Source organism: Streptomyces boncukensis, assembly GCF_011045075.1.
GTDB lineage: Bacteria > Actinomycetota > Actinomycetes > Streptomycetales > Streptomycetaceae > Streptomyces > Streptomyces boncukensis.
This window is the reverse complement of record NZ_JAAKZZ010000003.1, coordinates 1-19,716: the sequence shown is the minus strand read 5'-3', so window position 1 is coordinate 19,716 and position 19,716 is coordinate 1. Positions and strand designations below refer to the sequence as shown.

Genomic DNA, 19,716 nt, shown 5'->3' with positions numbered 1-19,716 from the left:
CGGCGCGGGCCCCGGCGGAGATCAGGGGAATCCCCCATTTCCGCGGGGGTGTGTTGCTGGTGCGCGGGCCCCGCGAGCACACTGGACGCATGCCAGGCGAGGTCTCCGGAACAGAGGGTTCTTCATCCCGTCGCGACGCCGCCGAGCTGCGCGTGTCCCACCGGGACCGGGACCGCGCCGTGGAGGTCCTGCGGGTCGCGGCGGGCGAGGGCCGGCTGACGGCCGACGAGCTGGACGAACGCGTCGGCGCTGCGCTCGCGGCGCGCACCGCCGCCGACCTCGCGGTGCTGACCGCCGATCTGCCGCCCGAGGGGATGCCGCAGCAGGCCCGGGACGTGATCCGGATCGACCAGCGCCTCGGCGACGCCAAGCGGACCGGCCGGTGGCTGGTGCCCCGGCGGATGGAGATCCGGCTGAAGTTCGGCGAGCTGAAGCTCGACTTCACCGAGGCCGTGATCACCCACGACACCCTGCACATCGACCTGGACCTGCGCATCGGCGGCAATCTCACGCTGGTGACCAGACCGGGCATCGTGGTCGACGCCGACGACATCACCTACACCCGCGGCGACATCAGCATCCAGCCGCCCGCCGACCCGGATGCCCCGGTGCTGCTCCGCGTCCTGCTCGCCGGCCGTTCGACCGGCGGCGACATCGTGGCCCGCCTGCCGCGGCGCACCCCCTGGCAGTGGCTCCAGCGCAAGCCGCGCACCGGCGAGGCCCGTGACTGGCGGAACCCGCTGGGCGGGGCCCATCCCTGAGGCCCCTGAGGCGCTGCGGCCGCCGGCTCCGCGAGCCTTCGGTGTGACATTCGGCACGGCGCCCGGGTACGGCCCCGTGTGATAGAAGCCCGATTGGCAGGCGGGACGCCCTCTGTGGCAGACTATCGGGGTTGCTCGGTTGAGTGCCGATGCCGCACGCCTCCCGCCGGGAGGACTGGAAGCGAGTCCCAGCGTATTCGTCGCTCCTCATCAGGGGCGGAAGTACGGGAATCTTCCGGGAAGTGCGGGAGGGGCTTCCAACCAGGCACCGGTGGGTTTTCTCCCCCGTCCCCCGCTTCGGGAAACACCTCCTCGGCGACGTGCGAGAAGGCGTGCGACACGCCCGACCGCGTGGGTCGAGAGCAGGGATCGGCGGGAGGGAGTGGCCCACAGGTTCCAGAGCGTTACGAGAGACAGGACTACGAAGTAGCCATGGCGGGACAAAAGATCCGCATCCGGCTCAAGGCCTACGACCACGAGGTCATCGACAACTCGGCGAAGAAGATCGTCGAGACGGTGACCCGTACTGGTGCGTCGGTCGCTGGCCCGGTGCCGCTGCCCACCGAGAAGAACGTGTACTGCGTCATCAAGTCGCCGCACAAGTACAAGGACTCGCGCGAGCACTTCGAGATGCGCACGCACAAGCGTCTGATCGACATCCTCGACCCGACGCCCAAGACCGTTGACTCGCTGATGCGCCTCGACCTGCCGGCGGGCGTCGACATCGAGATCAAGCTCTGAGGGGTGCGGGAAGATGGCTAAGCAGATCAAGGGCGTCCTGGGCGAGAAGCTCGGCATGACCCAGGTCTGGGACGAGAACAACCGTATTGTCCCCGTGACCGTCGTCAAGGCCGGGCCCAATGTGGTCACCCAGGTCCGCACCGCAGACAGGGACGGCTACGAGGCCGTTCAGCTCGCCTTCGGCGAGATCGACCCGCGCAAGGTGAACAAGCCCCTCAAGGGCCACTTCGCCAAGGCCGACGTCACCCCCCGCCGCCACCTGGTGGAGATCCGCACCTCCGACGCCGCCGAGTACACCCTCGGCCAGGAGGTCACGGCGGAGACCTTCGAGGCGGGCCGCAAGGTCGACGTGACCGGCAAGTCGAAGGGCAAGGGCTTCGCCGGCGGTATGAAGCGGCACGGCTTCCGCGGCGGCAAGGCCAGCCACGGTGCCCACCGCATCCACCGCAAGCCCGGCGCCATCGGCGGCTGCGCCACCCCGGGCCGGGTCTTCAAGGGCACCCGCATGGCCGGCCGTATGGGCAACGAGCGGGTCACCACCCAGAACCTGACCGTCCACGCCGTTGACGCGGAGAAGGGTCTGCTGCTCATCAAGGGCGCGGTCCCCGGTCCGAACGGCGGCCTCGTCCTGGTCCGTACCGCGGCCAAGGGGGCCTGAAGGTAAATGAGCACCATTGACATCCTTTCGCCCGCTGGCGAGAAGACCGGGACCGTCGAGCTCCCCGAGGAGATCTTCGACGCGCAGGTCAGCGTTCCGCTGATCCACCAGGTCGTCGTCGCGCAGCAGGCAGCGGCCCGTCAGGGCACGCACAAGACCAAGACCCGCGGTGAGACCCGCGGCGGCGGCAAGAAGCCGTACCGCCAGAAGGGCACAGGCCGGGCGCGCCAGGGCTCGACCCGCGCTCCGCAGTTCGCCGGCGGCGGCGTCGTGCACGGCCCCGTGCCGCGCGACTACAGCCAGCGGACCCCGAAGAAGATGAAGGCCGCCGCGCTGCGCGGTGCCCTCTCCGACCGGGCCCGCCACGACCGGGTGCACGTGGTCTCCGGTGTGATCGAGGGCGAAGCCCCGTCCACCAAGGCGGCCCGCACCCTGCTCGGCGGGATCAGCGGCCGCAAGCAGCTGCTGCTGGTCGCCGAGCGCGCCGAAGAGGCCGCGTGGCTGTCCGCCCGCAACCTGCCCCAGGTGCACATCCTGGAGCCGGGCCAGCTGAACACGTACGACGTGCTCGTGTCCGACGACGTGGTCTTCACCCAGGCCGCCTTCGAGTCCTTCGTGGCCGCGCGTACGAAGACCGAGGGGAGTGACGCCTGATGGCCATCCGGCACCCGAGCATCGCGCCGAAGGCCGCCAAGGCCGCCAAGGCCGCGCGCGTCGCCAGGGCCGCGCGCCGCGCCGCCGAGGGTCCGGGGCCGATCGCGCCCGCCGACCCGAGCAAGACCTTCACCGACCCGCGCGACCTGCTGATCAAGCCGGTCGTCTCGGAGAAGAGCTATGCGCTGCTGGACGAGAACAAGTACACGTTCATCGTCGACCCGCGCGCCAACAAGACCCAGATCAAGCAGGCCGTCGAAGAGGTCTTCTCGGTCAAGGTCATCGGCGTCAACACGCTCAACCGGCAGGGCAAGCGCAAGCGCACCCGCACCGGCTACGGCAAGCGCGCGGACACCAAGCGCGCCGTCGTGACCCTCGCCGAGGGCGACCGTATCGACATCTTCGGCGGTCCGACCTCCTGACGGAGGTCTGGATCGTCCAGAAGTCCGGATTCTTCCGAGGACTGAGAGACAATGGGTATCCGCAAGTACAAGCCGACGACTCCGGGCCGTCGTGGCGCCAGTGTCGCCGACTTCGTCGAGATCACGCGGTCCACGCCGGAGAAGTCGCTGGTCCGCCCGCTGCACAGCAAGGGCGGCCGTAACAACGCCGGTCGTGTGACAGCACGTCACCAGGGCGGCGGCCACAAGCGCGCCTACCGCGTGATCGACTTCCGTCGGCACGACAAGGACGGCGTGCCGGCCAAGGTCGCGCACATCGAGTACGACCCGAACCGCACCGCGCGCATCGCGCTGCTGCACTATGTGGACGGCGAGAAGCGCTACATCCTCGCCCCCCGCGATCTGAAGCAGGGCGACCGGGTGGAGAACGGTCAGGGCGCCGACATCAAGCCGGGCAACAACCTGCCGCTGCGTCATATGCCGGTCGGTACGACGATCCACGCCGTGGAGCTGAAGCCGGGCGGCGGCGCCAAGTTCGCCCGCTCCGCCGGCTCCTCGGTGCAGCTGCTGGCGAAGGAGGGCCGGATGGCCCACCTGCGCATGCCGTCCGGTGAGATCCGGCTGGTCGACGTCCGCTGCCGCGCCACCGTCGGCGAGGTCGGCAACGCCGAGCAGTCGAACATCAACTGGGGCAAGGCCGGCCGGAAGCGCTGGAAGGGCGTCCGGCCGACCGTGCGCGGTGTGGTCATGAACCCGATCGACCACCCGCACGGTGGTGGTGAGGGCCGGACCTCCGGTGGCCGCCACCCGGTGTCGCCGTGGGGCCAGAAGGAAGGCCGTACGCGCGCGCCGAAGAAGGCCAGCAACAAGTACATCGTCCGCCGCCGCAAGACGAACAAGAAGCGCTAGGAGGCGGGTTTTAGATGCCGCGCAGTCTCAAGAAGGGGCCCTTCGTCGACGACCACCTCGCCAAGAAGGTCGAGGTCCAGAACGACGCGGGCACCAAGAACGTCATCAAGACCTGGTCTCGCCGCTCGATGATCGTCCCGGCCATGCTGGGCCACACGATCGCGGTGCACGACGGCCGCAAGCACGTCCCGGTGTTCGTCACCGAGTCGATGGTCGGCCACAAGCTCGGCGAGTTTGCGCCGACCCGCACCTTCCGCGGCCACGTCAAGGACGACCGCAAGTCGCGTCGTCGCTGATGAGCGCAGAGCCAACGAAGGGTGGTTCCCCGCGAGAGCGGGGGTGATCCGACTATGACTGACACCGAAGGGACAACCATGGAAGCCAGGGCCCGAGCGCGCTACGTGCGCGTCACGCCCATGAAGGCCCGCCGGGTGGTGGACCTCGTCCGTGGCATGGGCGCCACGGAGGCTCAGGCGGTCCTGCGTTTCGCCCCGCAGGCCGCGAGCGTGCCCGTGGGCAAGGTACTGGACAGTGCCATCGCCAATGCCGCGCACAACTACGACCACACGGACGCCGACAGCCTCTACATCTCCGAGGCGTACGTCGACGAGGGCCCGACCCTGAAGCGGTTCCGGCCGCGCGCCCAGGGCCGCGCCTACCGGATCCGCAAGCGGACGAGCCACATCACCGTGGTCGTGAGCAGCAAGGAAGGAACCCGGTAATGGGCCAGAAGGTAAACCCGCACGGGTTCCGGCTCGGTGTGACCACCGACTTCAAGTCCCGGTGGTACGCCGACAAGCTGTACAAGGACTACGTCAAGGAAGACGTCGCCATCCGCCGCATGCTCACGCAGGGCATGGAGCGGGCGGGCATCTCCAAGGTCGAGATCGAGCGCACCCGGGACCGCGTCCGGGTGGACGTGCACACCGCGCGTCCGGGCATCGTCATCGGCCGCCGCGGCGCCGAGGCCGACCGCCTGCGCGGCAACCTGGAGAAGCTCACCGGCAAGCAGATCCAGTTCAACATCCTTGAGGTGAAGAACCCCGAGACGGACGCGCAGCTCGTGGCCCAGGCGGTCGCCGAGCAGCTGTCCTCCCGGGTCTCCTTCCGCCGCGCCATGCGCAAGAGCATGCAGACGGCGATGAAGGCCGGCGCCAAGGGCATCAAGATCCAGTGCGGTGGCCGCCTCGGCGGCGCCGAGATGTCCCGCTCGGAGTTCTACCGCGAGGGCCGGGTGCCGCTGCACACGCTCCGCGCGAACGTGGACTACGGCTTCTTCGAGGCCCGCACCACCTTCGGCCGGATCGGCGTGAAGGTCTGGATCTACAAGGGCGACGTCAAGAACATCGCTGAGGTTCGCGCCGAGAACGCCGCGGCCCGCGCGGGCAACCGCCCGTCGCGTGGCGGTGGCGGCAACGACCGCCCCCGCCGTGGTGGCGAGCGTGGCGGCCGCGGCCGGAAGCCGCAGCAGCAGGGCAACCAGGGCGCCGGCGCCTCCGAGGCCCCCAAGGCCGAGGCCGCCGCCGCTCCGGCCGCTGCTCCGGCTGAGAGCACGGGAACGGAGGGCTGACCGACATGCTGATCCCTCGCAGGGTCAAGCACCGCAAGCAGCACCACCCCAAGCGCAAGGGCATGGCTAAGGGTGGCACCGAGGTGGCTTTCGGTGAGTTTGGCATCCAGGCCGTGACCGGCGCGTATGTGACGAACCGGCAGATCGAGGCCGCGCGTATCTCGATGACCCGGCACATCAAGCGTGGCGGCAAGGTGTGGATCAACATCTACCCGGACCGTCCGCTGACCAAGAAGCCCGCCGAGACCCGCATGGGTTCCGGCAAGGGCTCGCCGGAGTGGTGGATCGCGAACGTCAAGCCGGGGCGCGTGATGTTCGAGCTGTCCTACCCGAACGAGAAGATTGCTCGTGAGGCGCTCACCCGCGCTGCTCACAAGCTTCCGATGAAGTGCCGCATCGTGCGGCGCGAGGCAGGTGACGCGTGATGGCGGCCGGAACCAAGGCGTCCGAGCTGCGCGAGCTGGGCAACGAGGAGCTGGTTTCCAAGCTCCGCGAGGCCAAGGAAGAGCTGTTCAACCTCCGCTTCCAGGCGGCGACGGGGCAGCTTGAGAACCACGGCCGGCTGAAGGCCGTCCGCAAGGACATCGCCCGGATCTACACCCTGATGCGCGAGCGTGAGCTGGGCATCGAGACGGTGGAGAGCGTGGAGAGCGCCTGATGAGCGAGACGAATGTGACTGAGGCAAAGAACGAGCGCGGCTTCCGCAAGACCCGCGAGGGTCTGGTCGTCAGCGACAAGATGGACAAGACCGTCGTTGTCGCCGTCGAGGACCGGGTGAAGCACGCGCTGTACGGCAAGGTCATCCGCCGTACCAACAAGCTCAAGGCGCACGACGAGCAGAACGCTGCCGGTGTCGGCGACCGCGTCCTCCTGATGGAGACCCGGCCGCTGTCCGCCACCAAGCGCTGGCGCATCGTCGAGATCCTCGAAAAGGCCAAGTAATTCCTGGGACCACTCCAGGCCCCAGGTTCGTTCCGCCAGGCTCCGACGGGGCTGACCCAGCCCCGTCGGGGAACCGGCAGACATACAGGAGATAGACGTGATCCAGCAGGAGTCTCGGCTTCGCGTCGCCGACAACACGGGTGCGAAGGAAATCCTGACCATCCGCGTGCTCGGCGGCTCGGGCCGGCGCTACGCGGGCATCGGTGACGTCGTCGTCGCTACCGTCAAGGACGCGATCCCGGGCGGGAACGTAAAGAAGGGCGACATCGTCAAGGCGGTCATCGTGCGCACCGTCAAGGAGCGCCGCCGCCCCGACGGCTCGTACATCCGCTTCGATGAGAACGCGGCCGTCATCCTCAAGAACGATGGCGACCCCCGCGGCACTCGTATCTTCGGCCCGGTGGGCCGGGAGCTGCGCGAGAAGAAGTTTATGAAGATCATCTCCCTCGCGCCGGAGGTGCTGTGAGCATGAAGATCAAGAAGGGCGACCTGGTACAGGTCATCACCGGCAAGGACAAGGGCAAGCAGGGCAAGGTCATCGTGGCCTACCCGCGCGAGGACCGGGTCCTGGTCGAGGGTGTCAACCGGGTCAAGAAGCACACCAAGGCCGGCCAGACGGCGCGCGGCTCCAAGACCGGCGGCATTGTGACGACCGAGGCCCCGGTCCACGTGAGCAATGTGCAGCTCGTCGTGGAGAAGGACGGCCAGAAGGTCGTCACCCGCGTCGGTTACCGCTTCGACGACGAAGGCAACAAGATCCGCGTTGCCAAGCGGACCGGTGAGGACATCTGATGACTGCCACCATCACTCAGGCCCCGCGCCTGAAGGAGCGCTACCGCGCCGAGATCCAGGGCAAGCTGCAGGACGAGTTCACCTACGAGAACGTCATGCAGATCCCCGGGCTGACCAAGATCGTGGTCAACATGGGTGTGGGCGACGCCGCCCGCGACTCCAAGCTGATCGAGGGCGCCGTCAAGGACCTCGCCACGATCACCGGCCAGAAGCCCGCCGTGACCAAGGCCCGCAGGTCCATCGCGCAGTTCAAGCTGCGTGAGGGCCAGCCGATCGGTGCCCACGTGACCCTGCGTGGCGACCGGATGTGGGAGTTCCTGGACCGCCTGCTGTCGCTCGCGCTGCCGCGCATCCGCGACTTCCGCGGGCTGTCGCCGAAGCAGTTCGACGGCCGGGGCAACTACACCTTCGGTCTCACGGAGCAGGTCATGTTCCACGAGATCGACCAGGACAAGATCGACCGGGTCCGGGGCATGGACATCACCGTGGTCACCACGGCGAACACGGACGACGAGGGCCGTGCCCTGCTTCGTCACCTCGGCTTCCCGTTCAAGGAGAACTGATCATGGCGAAGAAGGCTCTGATCTCGAAGGCCAGCCGCAAGCCGAAGTTCTCGGTGCGCGCGTACACGCGCTGCCAGCGCTGCGGCCGTCCGCACTCCGTCTACCGCAAGTTCGGCCTGTGCCGCGTGTGCCTCCGCGAGATGGCGCACCGTGGCGAGCTGCCGGGCGTGACCAAGAGCTCCTGGTAATCCCTTCCGGGACAGACCAGGACTCTCGGTAAGCTGCAAAGTCGCTTACTACGCCGTAGGTCCCGCGACGCAAGCGGGAAACCCCGGCGAGAGAGGCCGAAGGCCATCACATGACCATGACCGATCCGATCGCAGACATGCTCACGCGTCTGCGTAACGCGAACTCGGCGTACCACGACACCGTCGTGATGCCGCACAGCAAGATCAAGTCGCATATCGCGGAGATCCTCCAGCAGGAGGGCTACATCACCGGCTGGAAGACCGAGGACGCCCAGGTGGGCAAGAGCCTCGTGCTGGAGCTGAAGTTCGGCCCGAACCGCGAGCGCTCGATCGCCGGCATCAAGCGGATCTCCAAGCCGGGTCTGCGGGTCTACGCAAAGTCCACCAACCTGCCGAAGGTGCTCGGCGGCCTGGGCGTGGCGATCATCTCCACGTCGCACGGCCTGCTCACCGACAAGCAGGCGAGCAAGAAGGGTGTGGGCGGGGAAGTCCTCGCCTACGTCTGGTAACGGAAGGGAACGGAGGTAAAGCCATGTCGCGTATCGGCAAGCTCCCCATCCAGGTTCCCGCCGGTGTGGACGTCACCATCGATGGCCAGACGGTCGCGGTGAAGGGCCCCAAGGGCTCCCTCTCGCACACCGTTGTCGCGCCCATCGAGATCGCCAAGGGCGAGGACGGCGCGCTCGTCGTCACCCGCCCGAACGACGAGAGCCGGAACAGGGCCCTGCACGGTCTGTCCCGCACGCTGGTGGCGAACATGATCACTGGCGTGACCGCGGGATTCACCAAGGACCTGGAGATCAGCGGTGTAGGCTACCGCGTCCAGGCCAAGGGCTCCGATCTGGAGTTCTCCCTGGGCTACAGCCACCCGATCCTGGTGGAGGCCCCCGAGGGCATCTCCTTCAAGGTCGAGTCGCCGACCAAGTTCTCGGTCGAGGGCATCGACAAGCAGAAGGTCGGCGAGGTCGCCGCGAACATCCGCAAGCTGCGCAAGCCCGACCCGTACAAGGCCAAGGGCGTCAAGTACGCGGGCGAGGTCATCCGCCGCAAGGTCGGAAAGGCTGGTAAGTAAGCCATGGCATACGGCGTGAAGATCGCTAAGGGCGACGCCTACAAGCGCGCCGCCGCCAAGCGCCGTCACATCCGCATCCGGAAGAAGGTCTCGGGCACCCCCGAGCGCCCCCGTCTGGTCGTGACGCGTTCGAACCGCGGGATCACCGCCCAGGTGATCGACGATGTGGCGGGCCACACGCTGGCCTCCGCCTCGCACCTGGACGCGTCGGTCCGCGGCGCTGAGGGCGACAAGACAGCGCAGGCCAAGCAGGTCGGCGCGCTGGTTGCCGAGCGCGCGAGGGCCGCGGACATCGAGGCCGTCGTGTTCGACCGCGGCGGCAACAAGTACGCAGGGCGGATTGCCGCTCTGGCCGACGCCGCCCGCGAGGCCGGACTCAAGTTCTGAGCCGCCCGCAAGCGGACGTGAATCGAGAGAGGTAATTCCAATGGCTGGACCCCAGCGCCGCGGTGGCGGCGCCGGTGGCGGCGAGCGGCGGGACCGTAAGGGCCGGGATGGCGGCGCCGCCGCCGAGAAGACCGCGTACGTTGAGCGCGTTGTCGCGATCAACCGCGTCGCCAAGGTTGTGAAGGGTGGTCGTCGCTTCAGCTTCACCGCGCTGGTCGTGGTGGGCGACGGTGACGGCACCGTGGGTGTCGGATACGGCAAGGCCAAGGAGGTGCCGGCCGCCATCGCCAAGGGTGTGGAGGAGGCCAAGAAGCACTTCTTCAAGGTCCCGCGTATCCAGGGCACCATTCCGCACCCGATCCAGGGTGAGGAGGCCGCGGGTGTCGTGCTGCTCAAGCCGGCTTCGCCGGGTACCGGTGTGATCGCCGGTGGCCCGGTGCGCGCCGTGCTGGAGTGCGCGGGCATCCACGATGTGCTGAGCAAGTCGCTCGGCTCCGCCAACCCGATCAACATCGTGCACGCCACGCGTGCCGCGCTCCAGGGGCTGCAGCGCCCCGAGGAGATCGCGGCGCGCCGCGGCCTGCCGCTGGAGGACGTGGCTCCCGCCGCTCTGCTGCGGGCGCGTGCCGGGGTGAGTGCGTAATGGCTCGCCTGAAGATCACGCAGAACAAGTCCGTCATCGGGACGAAGCAGAACCACCGTGACACGCTGCGGACCCTCGGTCTCAAGCGTGTCAACGACGTGGCCGTCCGCGAGGACAGCGCCGTCGTGCGCGGTCAGGTGCACACGGTGCGCCACCTCGTGACGGTCGAGGAGGTCGACTGAGATGGCTGGCTCCCAGGGGGAGAACCCGCTGAAGGTCCACAACCTCCGTCCTGCTCCCGGCGCCAAGACCGCCAAGACCCGGGTGGGCCGTGGCGAGGCGTCGAAGGGCAAGACCGCGGGTCGTGGCACCAAGGGCACCAAGGCCCGCTACCAGGTCCCGGAGCGCTTCGAGGGCGGGCAGATGCCGCTGCATATGCGGCTGCCCAAGCTGAAGGGCTTCAACAACCCGGCGCACAAGCAGTTCCAGGTGGTGAACCTTACGAGGCTGGCCGCGCTCTACCCGCAGGGTGGCGAGGTCACGGTGGCCGATCTGGTCGCCAAGGGCGCCGTGCGCAAGAACGAACTGGTCAAGGTGCTCGGCGAGGGCGACATCTCCGTGGCGCTCACGGTGACCGTGGACAAGGTCTCCGGTTCCGCCAAGGAGAAGATCGCCGCTGCCGGCGGCACCGTCACCGAGCTCATCTGAGCTCGTTGGCCGGCTGACGGAGCGACCGGGGATGTCCCAACGGGGCATCCCCGGTCGGCCGTTCTGCGGCTCGTATAGGTCCGTCGTTTCAAGGGCAGTGCGATCGCCGGTAAGGTGTCGGGCACTGTTGCTATCTGTCGATCCTCAAGACCGTCACCTCTCGCGTAGGAGACCCGCGCGGGGGGCGCAGGAGGCACCGTGCTCACCGCGTTCGCCCGAGCGTTCCAGACGCCCGACCTGCGCAAGAAGCTGCTGTTCACGCTGGGCATCGTGGTGCTCTTCCGCATCGGAGCCCACGTTCCCGTGCCGGGCATCAGCTATCAGAACGTCCAGCAGTGCATGGACGAGGCCCAGGGAGCGCAGGGGCTCTTCGGCCTGGTGAACATGTTCAGTGGCGGGGCGCTGCTCCAGATCACCATCTTCGCCCTCGGGATCATGCCGTACATCACGGCGAGCATCATCCTGCAGCTGCTGGTGGTGGTGATCCCCCGGCTGGAGGCCCTGAAGAAGGAGGGCCAGGCCGGACAGGCGAAGATCACCCAGTACACCCGCTATCTGACCATCGCGCTCGCGATCCTGCAGGCCACCGGGCTGGTGGCGACCGCGCGCAGCGGCTCGCTCTTCCAGAACTGCTCGGTCGGCAGCCAGATCGTCCCCGACCAGGACATCTTCAACACGATCACCATGGTGATCACGATGACCGCGGGCACCGGTCTGATCATGTGGCTCGGTGAGCTGGTCACGGACCGCGGCATCGGCAACGGCATGTCGATCCTGATGTTCGTCTCGATCTCCGCCGGGTTCCCGGGTGCGCTGTGGTCCATCAAGAAGCAGGGCAAGCTGGCGGACGGCTGGATCGAGTTCGGCGCGGTCATCGCCTGCGGCCTGGCCATGGTCGCCCTGGTGGTCTTCGTGGAGCAGGCGCAGCGCCGCATTCCGGTGCAGTATGCCAAGCGCATGATCGGTCGGCGGAGTTACGGCGGCACCTCGACCTACATTCCGCTGAAGGTCAATCAGGCCGGTGTGATTCCCGTCATCTTCGCGTCCTCGCTGCTCTACATTCCGGCGCTCATCGTGCAGTTCAGCGGGTCCAACGCGGGCTGGGCGACATGGATCCAGGACCACTTCGTCCGGGGTGACCACCCGATCTATATCGTCACGTACTTCCTGCTGATTGTCTTCTTCGCGTTCTTCTACGTGGCTATCTCCTTCAACCCCGAGGAGGTTGCCGACAACATGAAGAAGTATGGTGGCTTCATCCCGGGCATCCGTGCGGGCCGTCCCACCGCCGAGTACCTGAGCTATGTGCTGAACCGGATCACATGGCCGGGCTCGCTGTATCTGGGGCTGATCGCGTTGGTGCCGACCGTCGCGCTGATCTTGTTCAACGCCAACCAGGACTTCCCGTTCGGCGGGACCAGCATTCTGATCGTCGTCGGTGTGGGACTTGAGACCGTGAAGCAGATCGAGAGCCAGCTTCAGCAGCGTCATTACGAAGGGTTCCTCCGCTGATGCGTATCGTCCTCGTCGGACCGCCGGGTGCGGGCAAGGGAACACAGGCGTCATTCCTCGCCGAGAACCTGTCGATTCCGCACATCTCGACCGGAGACCTGTTCCGCGCCAACATCAACCAGGGCACCCCGCTGGGCCGGCAGGCCCAGGAGTACATGCGGGCCGGGCAACTGGTGCCGGACGAGGTCACCATCGGGATGGCGCAGAGCCGGATGGCGGAGCCGGACGCGGCAGACGGCTTTCTGCTCGACGGCTTCCCGCGGAACATCGCGCAGGCCGAAGCGCTGGACGCCTATCTGGTCGAGGGCGGCCGGCAGCTGGACGCCGTGCTGGACCTGGAGGTCCCCGAGGACGAGGTCGTCAAGCGGATCGCCGGCCGGCGGATCTGCCGGAACGACAGCAGCCATGTCTTCCACGTCGCCTATACGCCCCCCGAGCGGGAGGGCGTCTGCGACGTGTGCGGCGGGGAGCTCTTCCAGCGGGACGACGACCGCGAGGAGACGGTGCGCAAGCGGCTCGCCGTGTACCACAGCGAGACCGAGCCGATCATCGACCACTACAAGCGGCAGGGCCTGGTGACGACGATCAGCGCGCTCGGCGAGGTGAGCGAGGTCACCCGGCGCGCGATGAGAGCACTTTCCGGGGACTAGCCTGTGGGGCGTGCCCGGCGCCTTGCCGTGCCCTTCTCCGAGGGCTGGACAGGGGCTGCGCCTGCCGGGGCAGCCCCTGTCCAGCAAGATGGCATCCTTGGGAGGGCGCCATCACGTCAAACCGGGAAGAAGGGTGAAGCCGCCATGGTGGAGATCAAGACCCCCTCTCAGGTCGCGAAGATGCGAGAGGCCGGGCTGGTCGTCGCCGCCATGCACCGGGCGTGCGCGGAGGCCGCCGTGCCCGGCGCGACGACCAAGGACCTCGACGAGGTCGCGGCCAAGGTGCTGGCCGACCACGGCGCGAAGCCGAACTTCCTCGGTTACGGCGGCTTCCCCGGCAATATCTGCACCTCCGTGAACGATGTCGTCGTCCACGGCATCCCCTCCCGCGAGACCGTGCTGAAGGCCGGTGACCTGCTCTCCATCGACGCCGGCGCGATCATCGACGGCTGGCACGGGGACGCGGCGCTGACCGTCTTCGTGGGCGAGGGCCACTCGGCGGAGCTGCACGAGCTCAGCCGGGTGACCGAGGGGTCCATGTGGGCCGGTATCGCCGCGATGCACAAGGGCAACCGCCTGGTGGACGTCTCCAAGGCCATCGAGGGCTATGTGCGCCGCCAGCCCCGCCCGTCCTCCGGGAAGTACGGCATCATCGAGGACTACGGCGGCCACGGCATCGGCTCCCAGATGCATATGGACCCCCATCTGCTGAACTACGTCGACCGCAAGCGCGGCCGGGGCCCCAAGCTGGTGCCCGGGATGTGCCTGGCCATCGAGCCGATGCTGAGCCTGGGCACCGCGAAGACGCATGTGCTGTCCGACGACTGGACGGTCAAGACGAACGACGGCACCTGGTCCTCGCACTGGGAGCACTCGGTGGCGCTCACCGAGGACGGCCCGCTGGTGCTGACGGCCCCGGACGGCGGCCGGGCCAGGCTGGCGGAGCTGGGTGTGACCGCCGCTCCCGACCCGCTGGCGTAACCGGCCGGGCCCATCCGGCTTAACGATCACTCTTGCCGGGGAGAATCCCGGATTCGTCTTTCCGGGTGCCGTGCCGTAGACTGGCTCGTCGGCCCAGGTGTACCCGTATGCAGGTGTGCGCGGGGCTGACCCCAGGTAGCCGATCCCGGAAGGTGAAGCGCTCAAGCATGGCCAAAAAACAAGGGGCCATCGAGATCGAGGGCACCGTCGTCGAGTCTCTCCCGAACGCTATGTTCAAGGTGGAGCTCCAGAACGGGCACCAGGTCCTCGCGCACATCAGCGGCAAGATGCGGATGCACTACATCCGTATCCTTCCCGACGACAGGGTCGTGGTGGAGCTGTCTCCGTACGACCTGACGCGCGGACGGATCGTCTACCGCTACAAGTAGATCGAGACCCGGAGAACCTCACAGCATGAAGGTCAAGCCGAGCGTCAAGAAGATCTGCGACAAGTGCAAGGTGATCCGCCGTCACGGCCGGGTCATGGTCATCTGCGAGAACCTGCGCCACAAGCAGCGCCAGGGCTGACGCACGACCACCCTCCTTACGCCTTTTCGCAGCACTTCGCGCGACGCACGCAACAACAGCCATACAGCAGGGCCCGCTGCCGCACACCCGGTGTGACGGCGGCGACACCCCCGGTCGGAGGCCGGGGACCTTCCCCCAAGCTCTTCGAGCAGGGGGTACCCCCGGCCGCACAGGCGGGGGGTAAGGGAGCGGCGCTGTTGCAGACCTCCGACGAATCCATCTGGAGTCACATCCATGGCACGCCTCGCAGGCGTCGACCTCCCGCGTGAGAAGCGCATCGAGGTCGCCCTCACCTACGTCTTCGGCATCGGCAGGACGCTGTCCCAGCAGACCCTGGCCGCCACCGGCGTGAGCCCGGACACCCGGGTCCGCGACCTGGCCGAGGAGGAGCTGGTCCAGCTCCGCGACTACGTGGACAACCACTTCCGCGTCGAGGGCGACCTCCGGCGCGAGATCCAGGCCGACATCCGCCGCAAGGTCGAGATCGGCTGCTACGAGGGGCTGCGTCACCGCCGCGGCCTCCCGGTCCACGGTCAGCGCACGAAGACCAACGCCCGCACCCGTAAGGGCCCGCGTCGCGCCATCGCCGGCAAGAAGAAGCCGGGCAAGAAGTAGTCCGCACCGGACACGCTGCAAGCGGTCCGCGCTGTAGGACCGACCACCTCCACGGGAGTTCTCTCATATGCCTCCGAAGAGCCGTACGGCCGGCGCCAAGAAGGTGCGCCGCAAGGAGAAGAAGAACGTCGCCCACGGGCACGCTCACATCAAGAGCACGTTCAACAACACCATCGTCTCGATCACCGACCCGACCGGCAACGTGATCTCCTGGGCTTCGGCCGGTCACGTCGGCTTCAAGGGCTCGCGCAAGTCCACGCCGTTCGCCGCGCAGATGGCCGCGGAGAACGCCGCGCGCCGCGCGCAGGAGCACGGCATGCGCAAGGTCGACGTCTTCGTCAAGGGCCCCGGCTCCGGCCGGGAGACCGCGATCCGCTCGCTCCAGGCCACCGGGCTGGAGGTCGGCTCGATCCAGGACGTCACCCCGACCCCGCACAACGGCTGCCGCCCGCCGAAGCGTCGCCGGGTCTGACCAACTGAAGTAGGAGATCAATTCCACATGGCGCGTTACACCGGGGCCGACTGCAAGCGTTGCCGTCGGGAGAAGCAGAAGCTCTTCCTCAAGGGGAGCAAGTGCGAGAGCGCGAAGTGCCCGATCGAGATCCGTCCTTACCCCCCGGGTGAGCACGGACGCGGGCGCACCAAGGACTCCGAGTACCTGCTGCAGAAGCGTGAGAAGCAGAAGGCGGCCCGTATCTACGGGGTCCTGGAGAAGCAGTTCCGCGGGTACTTCACGGAGGCCAACCGCCAGCAGGGCAAGACGGGTGAGAACCTGCTGCGGATCCTGGAGACCCGGCTGGACAACGTGGTCTACCGGGCGGGCTTCGCCAAGTCCCGCGACCACGCCCGTCAGCTGGTCAAGCACGGCCATATCGCGCTGAACGGCCGCAAGACCGACATTCCCTCGGCGCGGGTGTCCGTGAACGACATCGTCGAGGTCCGCGAGTCCTCCCGTAACCTCACACCCTTCCAGGTGGCGGCTGCGGAGGCCGGCGAGAAGACGGTTCCGGCGTGGCTGGAGGCCATCCCGTCCCGGATGCGGATCCTCGTCCACTCGCTGCCCGAGCGCCCGGTGATCGACACCCAGGTGCAGGAGCAGCTGATCGTCGAGCTGTACTCGAAGTAGTTCGGGTCACGGCTCAGCCAGGGGGCGGGCGGAGCGGCTGGGAATACCGCCGTTCCGCCCGTACCCTTGCAGTAACGGCATCAAATAGCGGTTGCCGAAAACTGGAGGAAAACACCACATGCTGATCGCTCAGCGTCCTTCCCTGACCGAAGAGGTCGTCGACGAGTTCCGCTCCCGGTTCGTGATCGAGCCGCTGGAGCCCGGCTTCGGCTACACCCTCGGTAACTCCCTGCGTCGTACGCTCCTCTCCTCGATCCCGGGTGCGGCGGTCACGTCCATCCGCATCGACGGCGTGCTGCACGAGTTCTCCACCGTGCCGGGCGTCAAGGAGGACGTCACCGACCTCATCCTCAACATCAAGTCCCTGGTCGTCTCCTCGGAGCACGACGAGCCGGTCGTGATGTACCTGCGCAAGCAGGGCCCCGGACTGGTCACGGCCGCCGACATCGCCCCGCCGGCCGGTGTCGAGGTGCACAACCCGGAGCTGGTCCTCGCCACCCTCAACGGCAAGGGCAAGCTGGAGATGGAGCTGACCGTCGAGCGCGGCCGCGGCTATGTCTCCGCCGTGCAGAACAAGCAGGTCGGCCAGGAGATCGGCCGTATCCCGGTCGACTCCATCTACTCGCCGGTGCTCAAGGTCACCTACAAGGTAGAGGCCACCCGAGTCGAGCAGCGCACCGACTTCGACAAGCTGATCGTCGACGTCGAGACCAAGCAGGCCATGCGCCCGCGGGACGCGGTCGCCTCGGCCGGCAAGACCCTGGTCGAGCTCTTCGGCCTGGCCCGCGAGCTGAACGTGGACGCCGAGGGCATCGACATGGGCCCGTCCCCGACGGACGCAGCCCTGGCCGCCGATCTGGCGCTGCCGATCGAGGAGCTGGAGCTCACGGTCCGCTCGTACAACTGCCTGAAGCGCGAGGGCATCCACTCGGTGGGCGAGCTGGTGGCCCGCTCCGAGGCGGATCTGCTGGACATCCGCAACTTCGGCGCGAAGTCCATCGACGAGGTCAAGGCCAAGCTCGCCGGGATGGGCCTGGCCCTCAAGGACAGCCCGCCCGGATTCGACCCGACCGCCGCCGCGGACGCCTTCGGCGCCGAGGACGACGCGGACGCGGGCTTTGTGGAGACCGAGCAGTACTGAGAGCACGGGGGCCGCGCAGTATCCCCGCGCCCCTGAAGGTGCGCCCCGCCAGGGGCGCACCCCCACATCCCCGGTACCTGACACGGCCGGGACTGCCGTCGGTGCCTGGCACGGCCGACGCAGTGACAACGTAAAGGAGCACCACCATGCCGAAGCCCACCAAGGGCCCCCGTCTCGGCGGCAGCGCCTCGCACCAGAAGGCGATGCTGGCGAACCTCGCCACCAGCCTCTTCGAGCACGGCCGGATCACCACGACCGAGGCGAAGGCCCGCCGCCTGCGTCCGGTCGCCGAGCGGCTGATCACCAAGGCGAAGAAGGGCGATCTGCACAACCGTCGCCAGGTCATGCGCACGATCGGCGACAAGAGCGTCGTGCACACCCTCTTCACCGAGATCGGCCCGCGGTACGACAACCGGCCGGGTGGCTACACCCGCATCACCAAGATCGGCCCGCGCCGTGGCGACAACGCGCCCATGGCCGTGATCGAGCTGGTCGAGGCGCTGACGGTGCAGCAGGAGGCGGTCGGCGAGGCCGAGGCGGCGACCAAGCGCTCCGCGAAGGACGCCGCCGGTGAGCAGGCCAAGACGGACCTGACCAAGGGCGCCGAGCCGCAGGACGCCGAGCCGAAGGCCGATGCCGAGCCGAAGGCCGATGCCGAGGCTGACGCCGAGGGCGACGCCGGCGCCGAGGGCGAGTCCGAGAGCAAGGACGCCTGACGCCGGCTGCTGAGCGTGCACAGCGGGCCCGCCCCTCGGGGCGGGCCCGCTGTGCTGTGCGGTGAGAGGATCACGGGGTGACTGACGAGGTGGCGCCGGGCTTCGTACGGGCCCGGCTGGATCTGGCGTACGACGGGCGGGCGTTCTCCGGGTGGGCCCGGCAGAAGGGCGACCGGCGCACGGTGCAGGCCGAGCTGGAGGACGCGCTGCGGGTCGTGCTGCGGCTGCCGGCCCCGCCCGAGCTGACCGTCGCGGGCCGTACGGACGCCGGGGTGCACGCCCGCGGCCAGGTCGCGCACGTCGACCTGCCGGCGGACGTCTGGGCCGAGCACGGCGGCGGGCTGCTGCGCCGGCTGGCCGGACGGCTGCCCATGGATGTGCGGGTCTTCCGCGTCAGCGAGGCCCCGCCGCACTTCAACGCGCGCTTCTCCGCGATCTGGCGCCGCTACGCATACCGGGTCAGCGACCACCCCGGCGGAGTGGACCCCCTCCAGCGCGGCCACGTCCTGTGGCACAACTGGCCGCTGGACGTCGACGCGATGAACGCCGCGGCGCGGCCGCTGCTGGGCGAGCACGACTTCGCCGCGTACTGCAAGAAGCGCGAGGGCGCCAGCACGATCCGCACGCTCCGGAGGCTGGAGTGGGTGCGGCGGGGCGACGGGGTGCTGGAGGCCACGGTGCTCGCGGACGCGTTCTGCCACAACATGGTGCGCTCGCTGGTCGGCGCGCTGCTGTTCGTCGGGGACGGGCACCGTCCGCCTCAGTGGCCGGGCAAGGTGCTGGAGGCGGGGGTGCGGGACTCGGCGGTGCATGTCGTGCGCCCGCACGGGCTGACCCTGGAGGAGGTCGGCTACCCGGACGAGGCCGAGCTGGCCGCCCGCAACCGCGCCGCCCGCAACAGGCGCACCCTCCCGGGAGGGCCCGGCTGCTGCTGAGCCGCGCCCCGTCAGGAAGGTGAGCGGACCGACTTCTCCGCCTGCTCCCTCCCGCGCTGCAGTATCCGCGCCCGCGCGAAGTCGGAGCCGTCGCGCGCGGCCCGGGTGGCCGCCGTGTCCGAGGTGCCGGACGGCTTGCCGTCGACGCGGCCCGCGATGGTGAAGTAGGCGTAGCGGCCGACCTGGTTGGCCGTCGTACGGCAGGTGACCGTGCGGCAGAAGTCGGGGACGCCGCCGCCCGGGAGGGCGACCAGGTTGGGCGCGTACTCCTTCCTGACCCGGGCAGCCGTCGCCGTGTCCTGGAACGTGGCGATGCCGATGGTGACGGCGAGCCCGCCGCGGCGGTACGTCGCGCGGTACAGGGCGCCGCAGTCGTGCCGGGTCAGGACGGGGCCGAGGCCCGCGTAGGCGGCGTCGGCGCAGTTGCCGCTGGTGTCCTTCTTGGTCAGCGCGTAGTCGCGGCCCTGGACGGAGAAGCGTTCGGTGTCGAAGAGGGTGCCCGCGCTGAGCGGCGCCTTGTCCCGCTTGGCGTCCTTGATGAAGTCCTGCGGCGGGGGAGGGGGCGGCGGCTCGTCCTTGAACG

Annotated in this window: 33 protein-coding genes and 1 pseudogene; 33 read left to right on the top strand and 1 reads right to left on the bottom strand. The window is 68.4% G+C overall.

From position 1 onward, the window contains the following. Nucleotides 1-89 precede the first annotated feature (89 nt). From G5C65_RS00770 to truA, 33 genes are all read left to right on the top strand, one after another. Entirely contained in the window at nt 90-761 is a 672-nt protein-coding gene (locus G5C65_RS00770) for a DUF1707 SHOCT-like domain-containing protein (protein WP_165296586.1), read from the top strand. Nucleotides 762-1,193: 432 nt separating this feature from the next. After that, nucleotides 1,194-1,502, top strand: a complete 309-nt coding sequence (rpsJ, locus tag G5C65_RS00765) for a 30S ribosomal protein S10 (protein WP_016473429.1) — start codon at nt 1,194-1,196, stop codon at nt 1,500-1,502. Nucleotides 1,503-1,515: 13 nt separating this feature from the next. After that, nucleotides 1,516-2,160 (top strand): 50S ribosomal protein L3, encoded by a 645-nt coding sequence (gene rplC / locus G5C65_RS00760; protein ID WP_165296585.1) that lies wholly within the window; start codon nt 1,516-1,518, stop codon nt 2,158-2,160. A gap of 6 nt (nt 2,161-2,166) precedes the next feature. Beyond that, nucleotides 2,167-2,814: a 50S ribosomal protein L4 gene (gene rplD / locus G5C65_RS00755; RefSeq protein ID WP_165296584.1), complete on the top strand. Its 648-nt coding sequence runs from the start codon at nt 2,167-2,169 to the stop codon at nt 2,812-2,814. After that, nucleotides 2,814-3,236, top strand: coding sequence for a 50S ribosomal protein L23 (rplW, locus tag G5C65_RS00750; protein WP_165296583.1), 423 nt, complete (start codon nt 2,814-2,816; stop codon nt 3,234-3,236). The genes rplD and rplW overlap by 1 nt, the downstream gene beginning before the upstream one ends. 51 nt (nt 3,237-3,287) lie before the next feature. Beyond that, nucleotides 3,288-4,124, top strand: coding sequence for a 50S ribosomal protein L2 (gene rplB, locus G5C65_RS00745; RefSeq protein ID WP_165296582.1), 837 nt, complete (start codon nt 3,288-3,290; stop codon nt 4,122-4,124). A gap of 14 nt (nt 4,125-4,138) precedes the next feature. Beyond that, nucleotides 4,139-4,420 (top strand): 30S ribosomal protein S19, encoded by a 282-nt coding sequence (gene rpsS / locus G5C65_RS00740; protein WP_165296581.1) that lies wholly within the window; start codon nt 4,139-4,141, stop codon nt 4,418-4,420. Nucleotides 4,421-4,498: 78 nt separating this feature from the next. After that, nucleotides 4,499-4,846, top strand: a complete 348-nt coding sequence (gene rplV, locus G5C65_RS00735; RefSeq protein ID WP_165296609.1) for a 50S ribosomal protein L22 — start codon at nt 4,499-4,501, stop codon at nt 4,844-4,846. After that, nucleotides 4,846-5,694: a 30S ribosomal protein S3 gene (gene rpsC / locus G5C65_RS00730; RefSeq protein ID WP_165296580.1), complete on the top strand. Its 849-nt coding sequence runs from the start codon at nt 4,846-4,848 to the stop codon at nt 5,692-5,694. Before rplV ends, rpsC begins: the two co-directional genes overlap by 1 nt. Before the next feature lie 5 nt (nt 5,695-5,699). Continuing rightward, nucleotides 5,700-6,119 (top strand): 50S ribosomal protein L16, encoded by a 420-nt coding sequence (rplP, locus tag G5C65_RS00725; RefSeq protein ID WP_030883879.1) that lies wholly within the window; start codon nt 5,700-5,702, stop codon nt 6,117-6,119. After that, nucleotides 6,119-6,352: a 50S ribosomal protein L29 gene (gene rpmC / locus G5C65_RS00720; protein WP_165296579.1), complete on the top strand. Its 234-nt coding sequence runs from the start codon at nt 6,119-6,121 to the stop codon at nt 6,350-6,352. The genes rplP and rpmC overlap by 1 nt, the downstream gene beginning before the upstream one ends. After that, nucleotides 6,352-6,636, top strand: coding sequence for a 30S ribosomal protein S17 (gene rpsQ, locus G5C65_RS00715; RefSeq protein WP_165296578.1), 285 nt, complete (start codon nt 6,352-6,354; stop codon nt 6,634-6,636). Before rpmC ends, rpsQ begins: the two co-directional genes overlap by 1 nt. A gap of 97 nt (nt 6,637-6,733) precedes the next feature. Continuing rightward, nucleotides 6,734-7,102, top strand: coding sequence for a 50S ribosomal protein L14 (rplN, locus tag G5C65_RS00710; RefSeq protein ID WP_019354942.1), 369 nt, complete (start codon nt 6,734-6,736; stop codon nt 7,100-7,102). A gap of 2 nt (nt 7,103-7,104) precedes the next feature. After that, the gene (gene rplX / locus G5C65_RS00705) at nt 7,105-7,428 is read left to right on the top strand and encodes a 50S ribosomal protein L24 (protein WP_165296577.1); all 324 of its coding nucleotides are present in this window, start codon (nt 7,105-7,107) and stop codon (nt 7,426-7,428) included. Continuing rightward, a complete protein-coding gene (gene rplE / locus G5C65_RS00700) occupies nt 7,428-7,991 on the top strand; it encodes a 50S ribosomal protein L5 (RefSeq protein WP_165296576.1) in 564 nt (187 codons plus the stop codon). Before rplX ends, rplE begins: the two co-directional genes overlap by 1 nt. A 2-nt stretch (nt 7,992-7,993) precedes the next feature. After that, complete coding sequence (locus tag G5C65_RS00695; RefSeq protein ID WP_016473415.1) at nt 7,994-8,179, top strand: type Z 30S ribosomal protein S14; 186 nt, start codon at nt 7,994-7,996, stop codon at nt 8,177-8,179. Nucleotides 8,180-8,289: 110 nt separating this feature from the next. Further along, nucleotides 8,290-8,688, top strand: a complete 399-nt coding sequence (rpsH, locus tag G5C65_RS00690; protein WP_165296575.1) for a 30S ribosomal protein S8 — start codon at nt 8,290-8,292, stop codon at nt 8,686-8,688. A 23-nt stretch (nt 8,689-8,711) separates the two neighbouring features. After that, on the top strand, nt 8,712-9,251 hold the full coding sequence (rplF, locus tag G5C65_RS00685; protein ID WP_165296574.1) for a 50S ribosomal protein L6: 540 nt from the start codon (nt 8,712-8,714) through the stop codon (nt 9,249-9,251). 3 nt (nt 9,252-9,254) lie between these two features. After that, complete coding sequence (rplR, locus tag G5C65_RS00680; protein WP_165296573.1) at nt 9,255-9,638, top strand: 50S ribosomal protein L18; 384 nt, start codon at nt 9,255-9,257, stop codon at nt 9,636-9,638. Nucleotides 9,639-9,678: 40 nt separating this feature from the next. After that, nucleotides 9,679-10,281, top strand: coding sequence for a 30S ribosomal protein S5 (rpsE, locus tag G5C65_RS00675; protein WP_028433263.1), 603 nt, complete (start codon nt 9,679-9,681; stop codon nt 10,279-10,281). Continuing rightward, on the top strand, nt 10,281-10,463 hold the full coding sequence (gene rpmD, locus G5C65_RS00670) for a 50S ribosomal protein L30 (protein WP_165296572.1): 183 nt from the start codon (nt 10,281-10,283) through the stop codon (nt 10,461-10,463). The genes rpsE and rpmD overlap by 1 nt, the downstream gene beginning before the upstream one ends. Nucleotide 10,464: 1 nt before the next feature. Continuing rightward, a complete protein-coding gene (rplO, locus tag G5C65_RS00665) occupies nt 10,465-10,929 on the top strand; it encodes a 50S ribosomal protein L15 (protein WP_165296571.1) in 465 nt (154 codons plus the stop codon). Nucleotides 10,930-11,127: 198 nt separating this feature from the next. Beyond that, the gene (gene secY, locus G5C65_RS00660) at nt 11,128-12,441 is read left to right on the top strand and encodes a preprotein translocase subunit SecY (protein WP_165296570.1); all 1,314 of its coding nucleotides are present in this window, start codon (nt 11,128-11,130) and stop codon (nt 12,439-12,441) included. Next, entirely contained in the window at nt 12,441-13,091 is a 651-nt protein-coding gene (locus tag G5C65_RS00655) for an adenylate kinase (RefSeq protein WP_165296569.1), read from the top strand. The genes secY and G5C65_RS00655 overlap by 1 nt, the downstream gene beginning before the upstream one ends. Nucleotides 13,092-13,235: 144 nt before the next feature. Further along, the gene (gene map, locus G5C65_RS00650; RefSeq protein WP_165296568.1) at nt 13,236-14,072 is read left to right on the top strand and encodes a type I methionyl aminopeptidase; all 837 of its coding nucleotides are present in this window, start codon (nt 13,236-13,238) and stop codon (nt 14,070-14,072) included. Between the two features lie 167 nt (nt 14,073-14,239). After that, nucleotides 14,240-14,461 carry a translation initiation factor IF-1 gene (gene infA / locus G5C65_RS00645; protein ID WP_003948620.1) on the top strand — a complete coding sequence of 74 codons (222 nt, stop codon included), beginning with the start codon at nt 14,240-14,242 and terminating at the stop codon, nt 14,459-14,461. Nucleotides 14,462-14,486: 25 nt separating this feature from the next. Further along, complete coding sequence (gene rpmJ / locus G5C65_RS00640; protein WP_009740505.1) at nt 14,487-14,600, top strand: 50S ribosomal protein L36; 114 nt, start codon at nt 14,487-14,489, stop codon at nt 14,598-14,600. Nucleotides 14,601-14,834: 234 nt separating this feature from the next. Further along, nucleotides 14,835-15,215 (top strand): 30S ribosomal protein S13, encoded by a 381-nt coding sequence (gene rpsM, locus G5C65_RS00635; protein ID WP_165296567.1) that lies wholly within the window; start codon nt 14,835-14,837, stop codon nt 15,213-15,215. A 67-nt stretch (nt 15,216-15,282) separates the two neighbouring features. Continuing rightward, complete coding sequence (gene rpsK / locus G5C65_RS00630; protein ID WP_165296566.1) at nt 15,283-15,687, top strand: 30S ribosomal protein S11; 405 nt, start codon at nt 15,283-15,285, stop codon at nt 15,685-15,687. A 27-nt stretch (nt 15,688-15,714) separates the two neighbouring features. Further along, nucleotides 15,715-16,341 (top strand): 30S ribosomal protein S4, encoded by a 627-nt coding sequence (gene rpsD / locus G5C65_RS00625; RefSeq protein WP_165296565.1) that lies wholly within the window; start codon nt 15,715-15,717, stop codon nt 16,339-16,341. Nucleotides 16,342-16,459: 118 nt separating this feature from the next. Further along, a complete protein-coding gene (locus G5C65_RS00620; protein ID WP_165296564.1) occupies nt 16,460-17,482 on the top strand; it encodes a DNA-directed RNA polymerase subunit alpha in 1,023 nt (340 codons plus the stop codon). A 146-nt stretch (nt 17,483-17,628) separates the two neighbouring features. Beyond that, nucleotides 17,629-18,198: a 50S ribosomal protein L17 gene (gene rplQ, locus G5C65_RS00615; protein WP_165296563.1), complete on the top strand. Its 570-nt coding sequence runs from the start codon at nt 17,629-17,631 to the stop codon at nt 18,196-18,198. A 77-nt stretch (nt 18,199-18,275) separates the two neighbouring features. Next, nucleotides 18,276-19,133, top strand: a complete 858-nt coding sequence (gene truA / locus G5C65_RS00610; RefSeq protein WP_165296562.1) for a tRNA pseudouridine(38-40) synthase TruA — start codon at nt 18,276-18,278, stop codon at nt 19,131-19,133. An 11-nt stretch (nt 19,134-19,144) separates the two neighbouring features. On the opposite strand, the pseudogene G5C65_RS00605 reads toward truA, so the two are convergent. After that, nucleotides 19,145-19,716 (bottom strand): annotated as a pseudogene (locus tag G5C65_RS00605) (hypothetical protein); the annotation flags it as partial.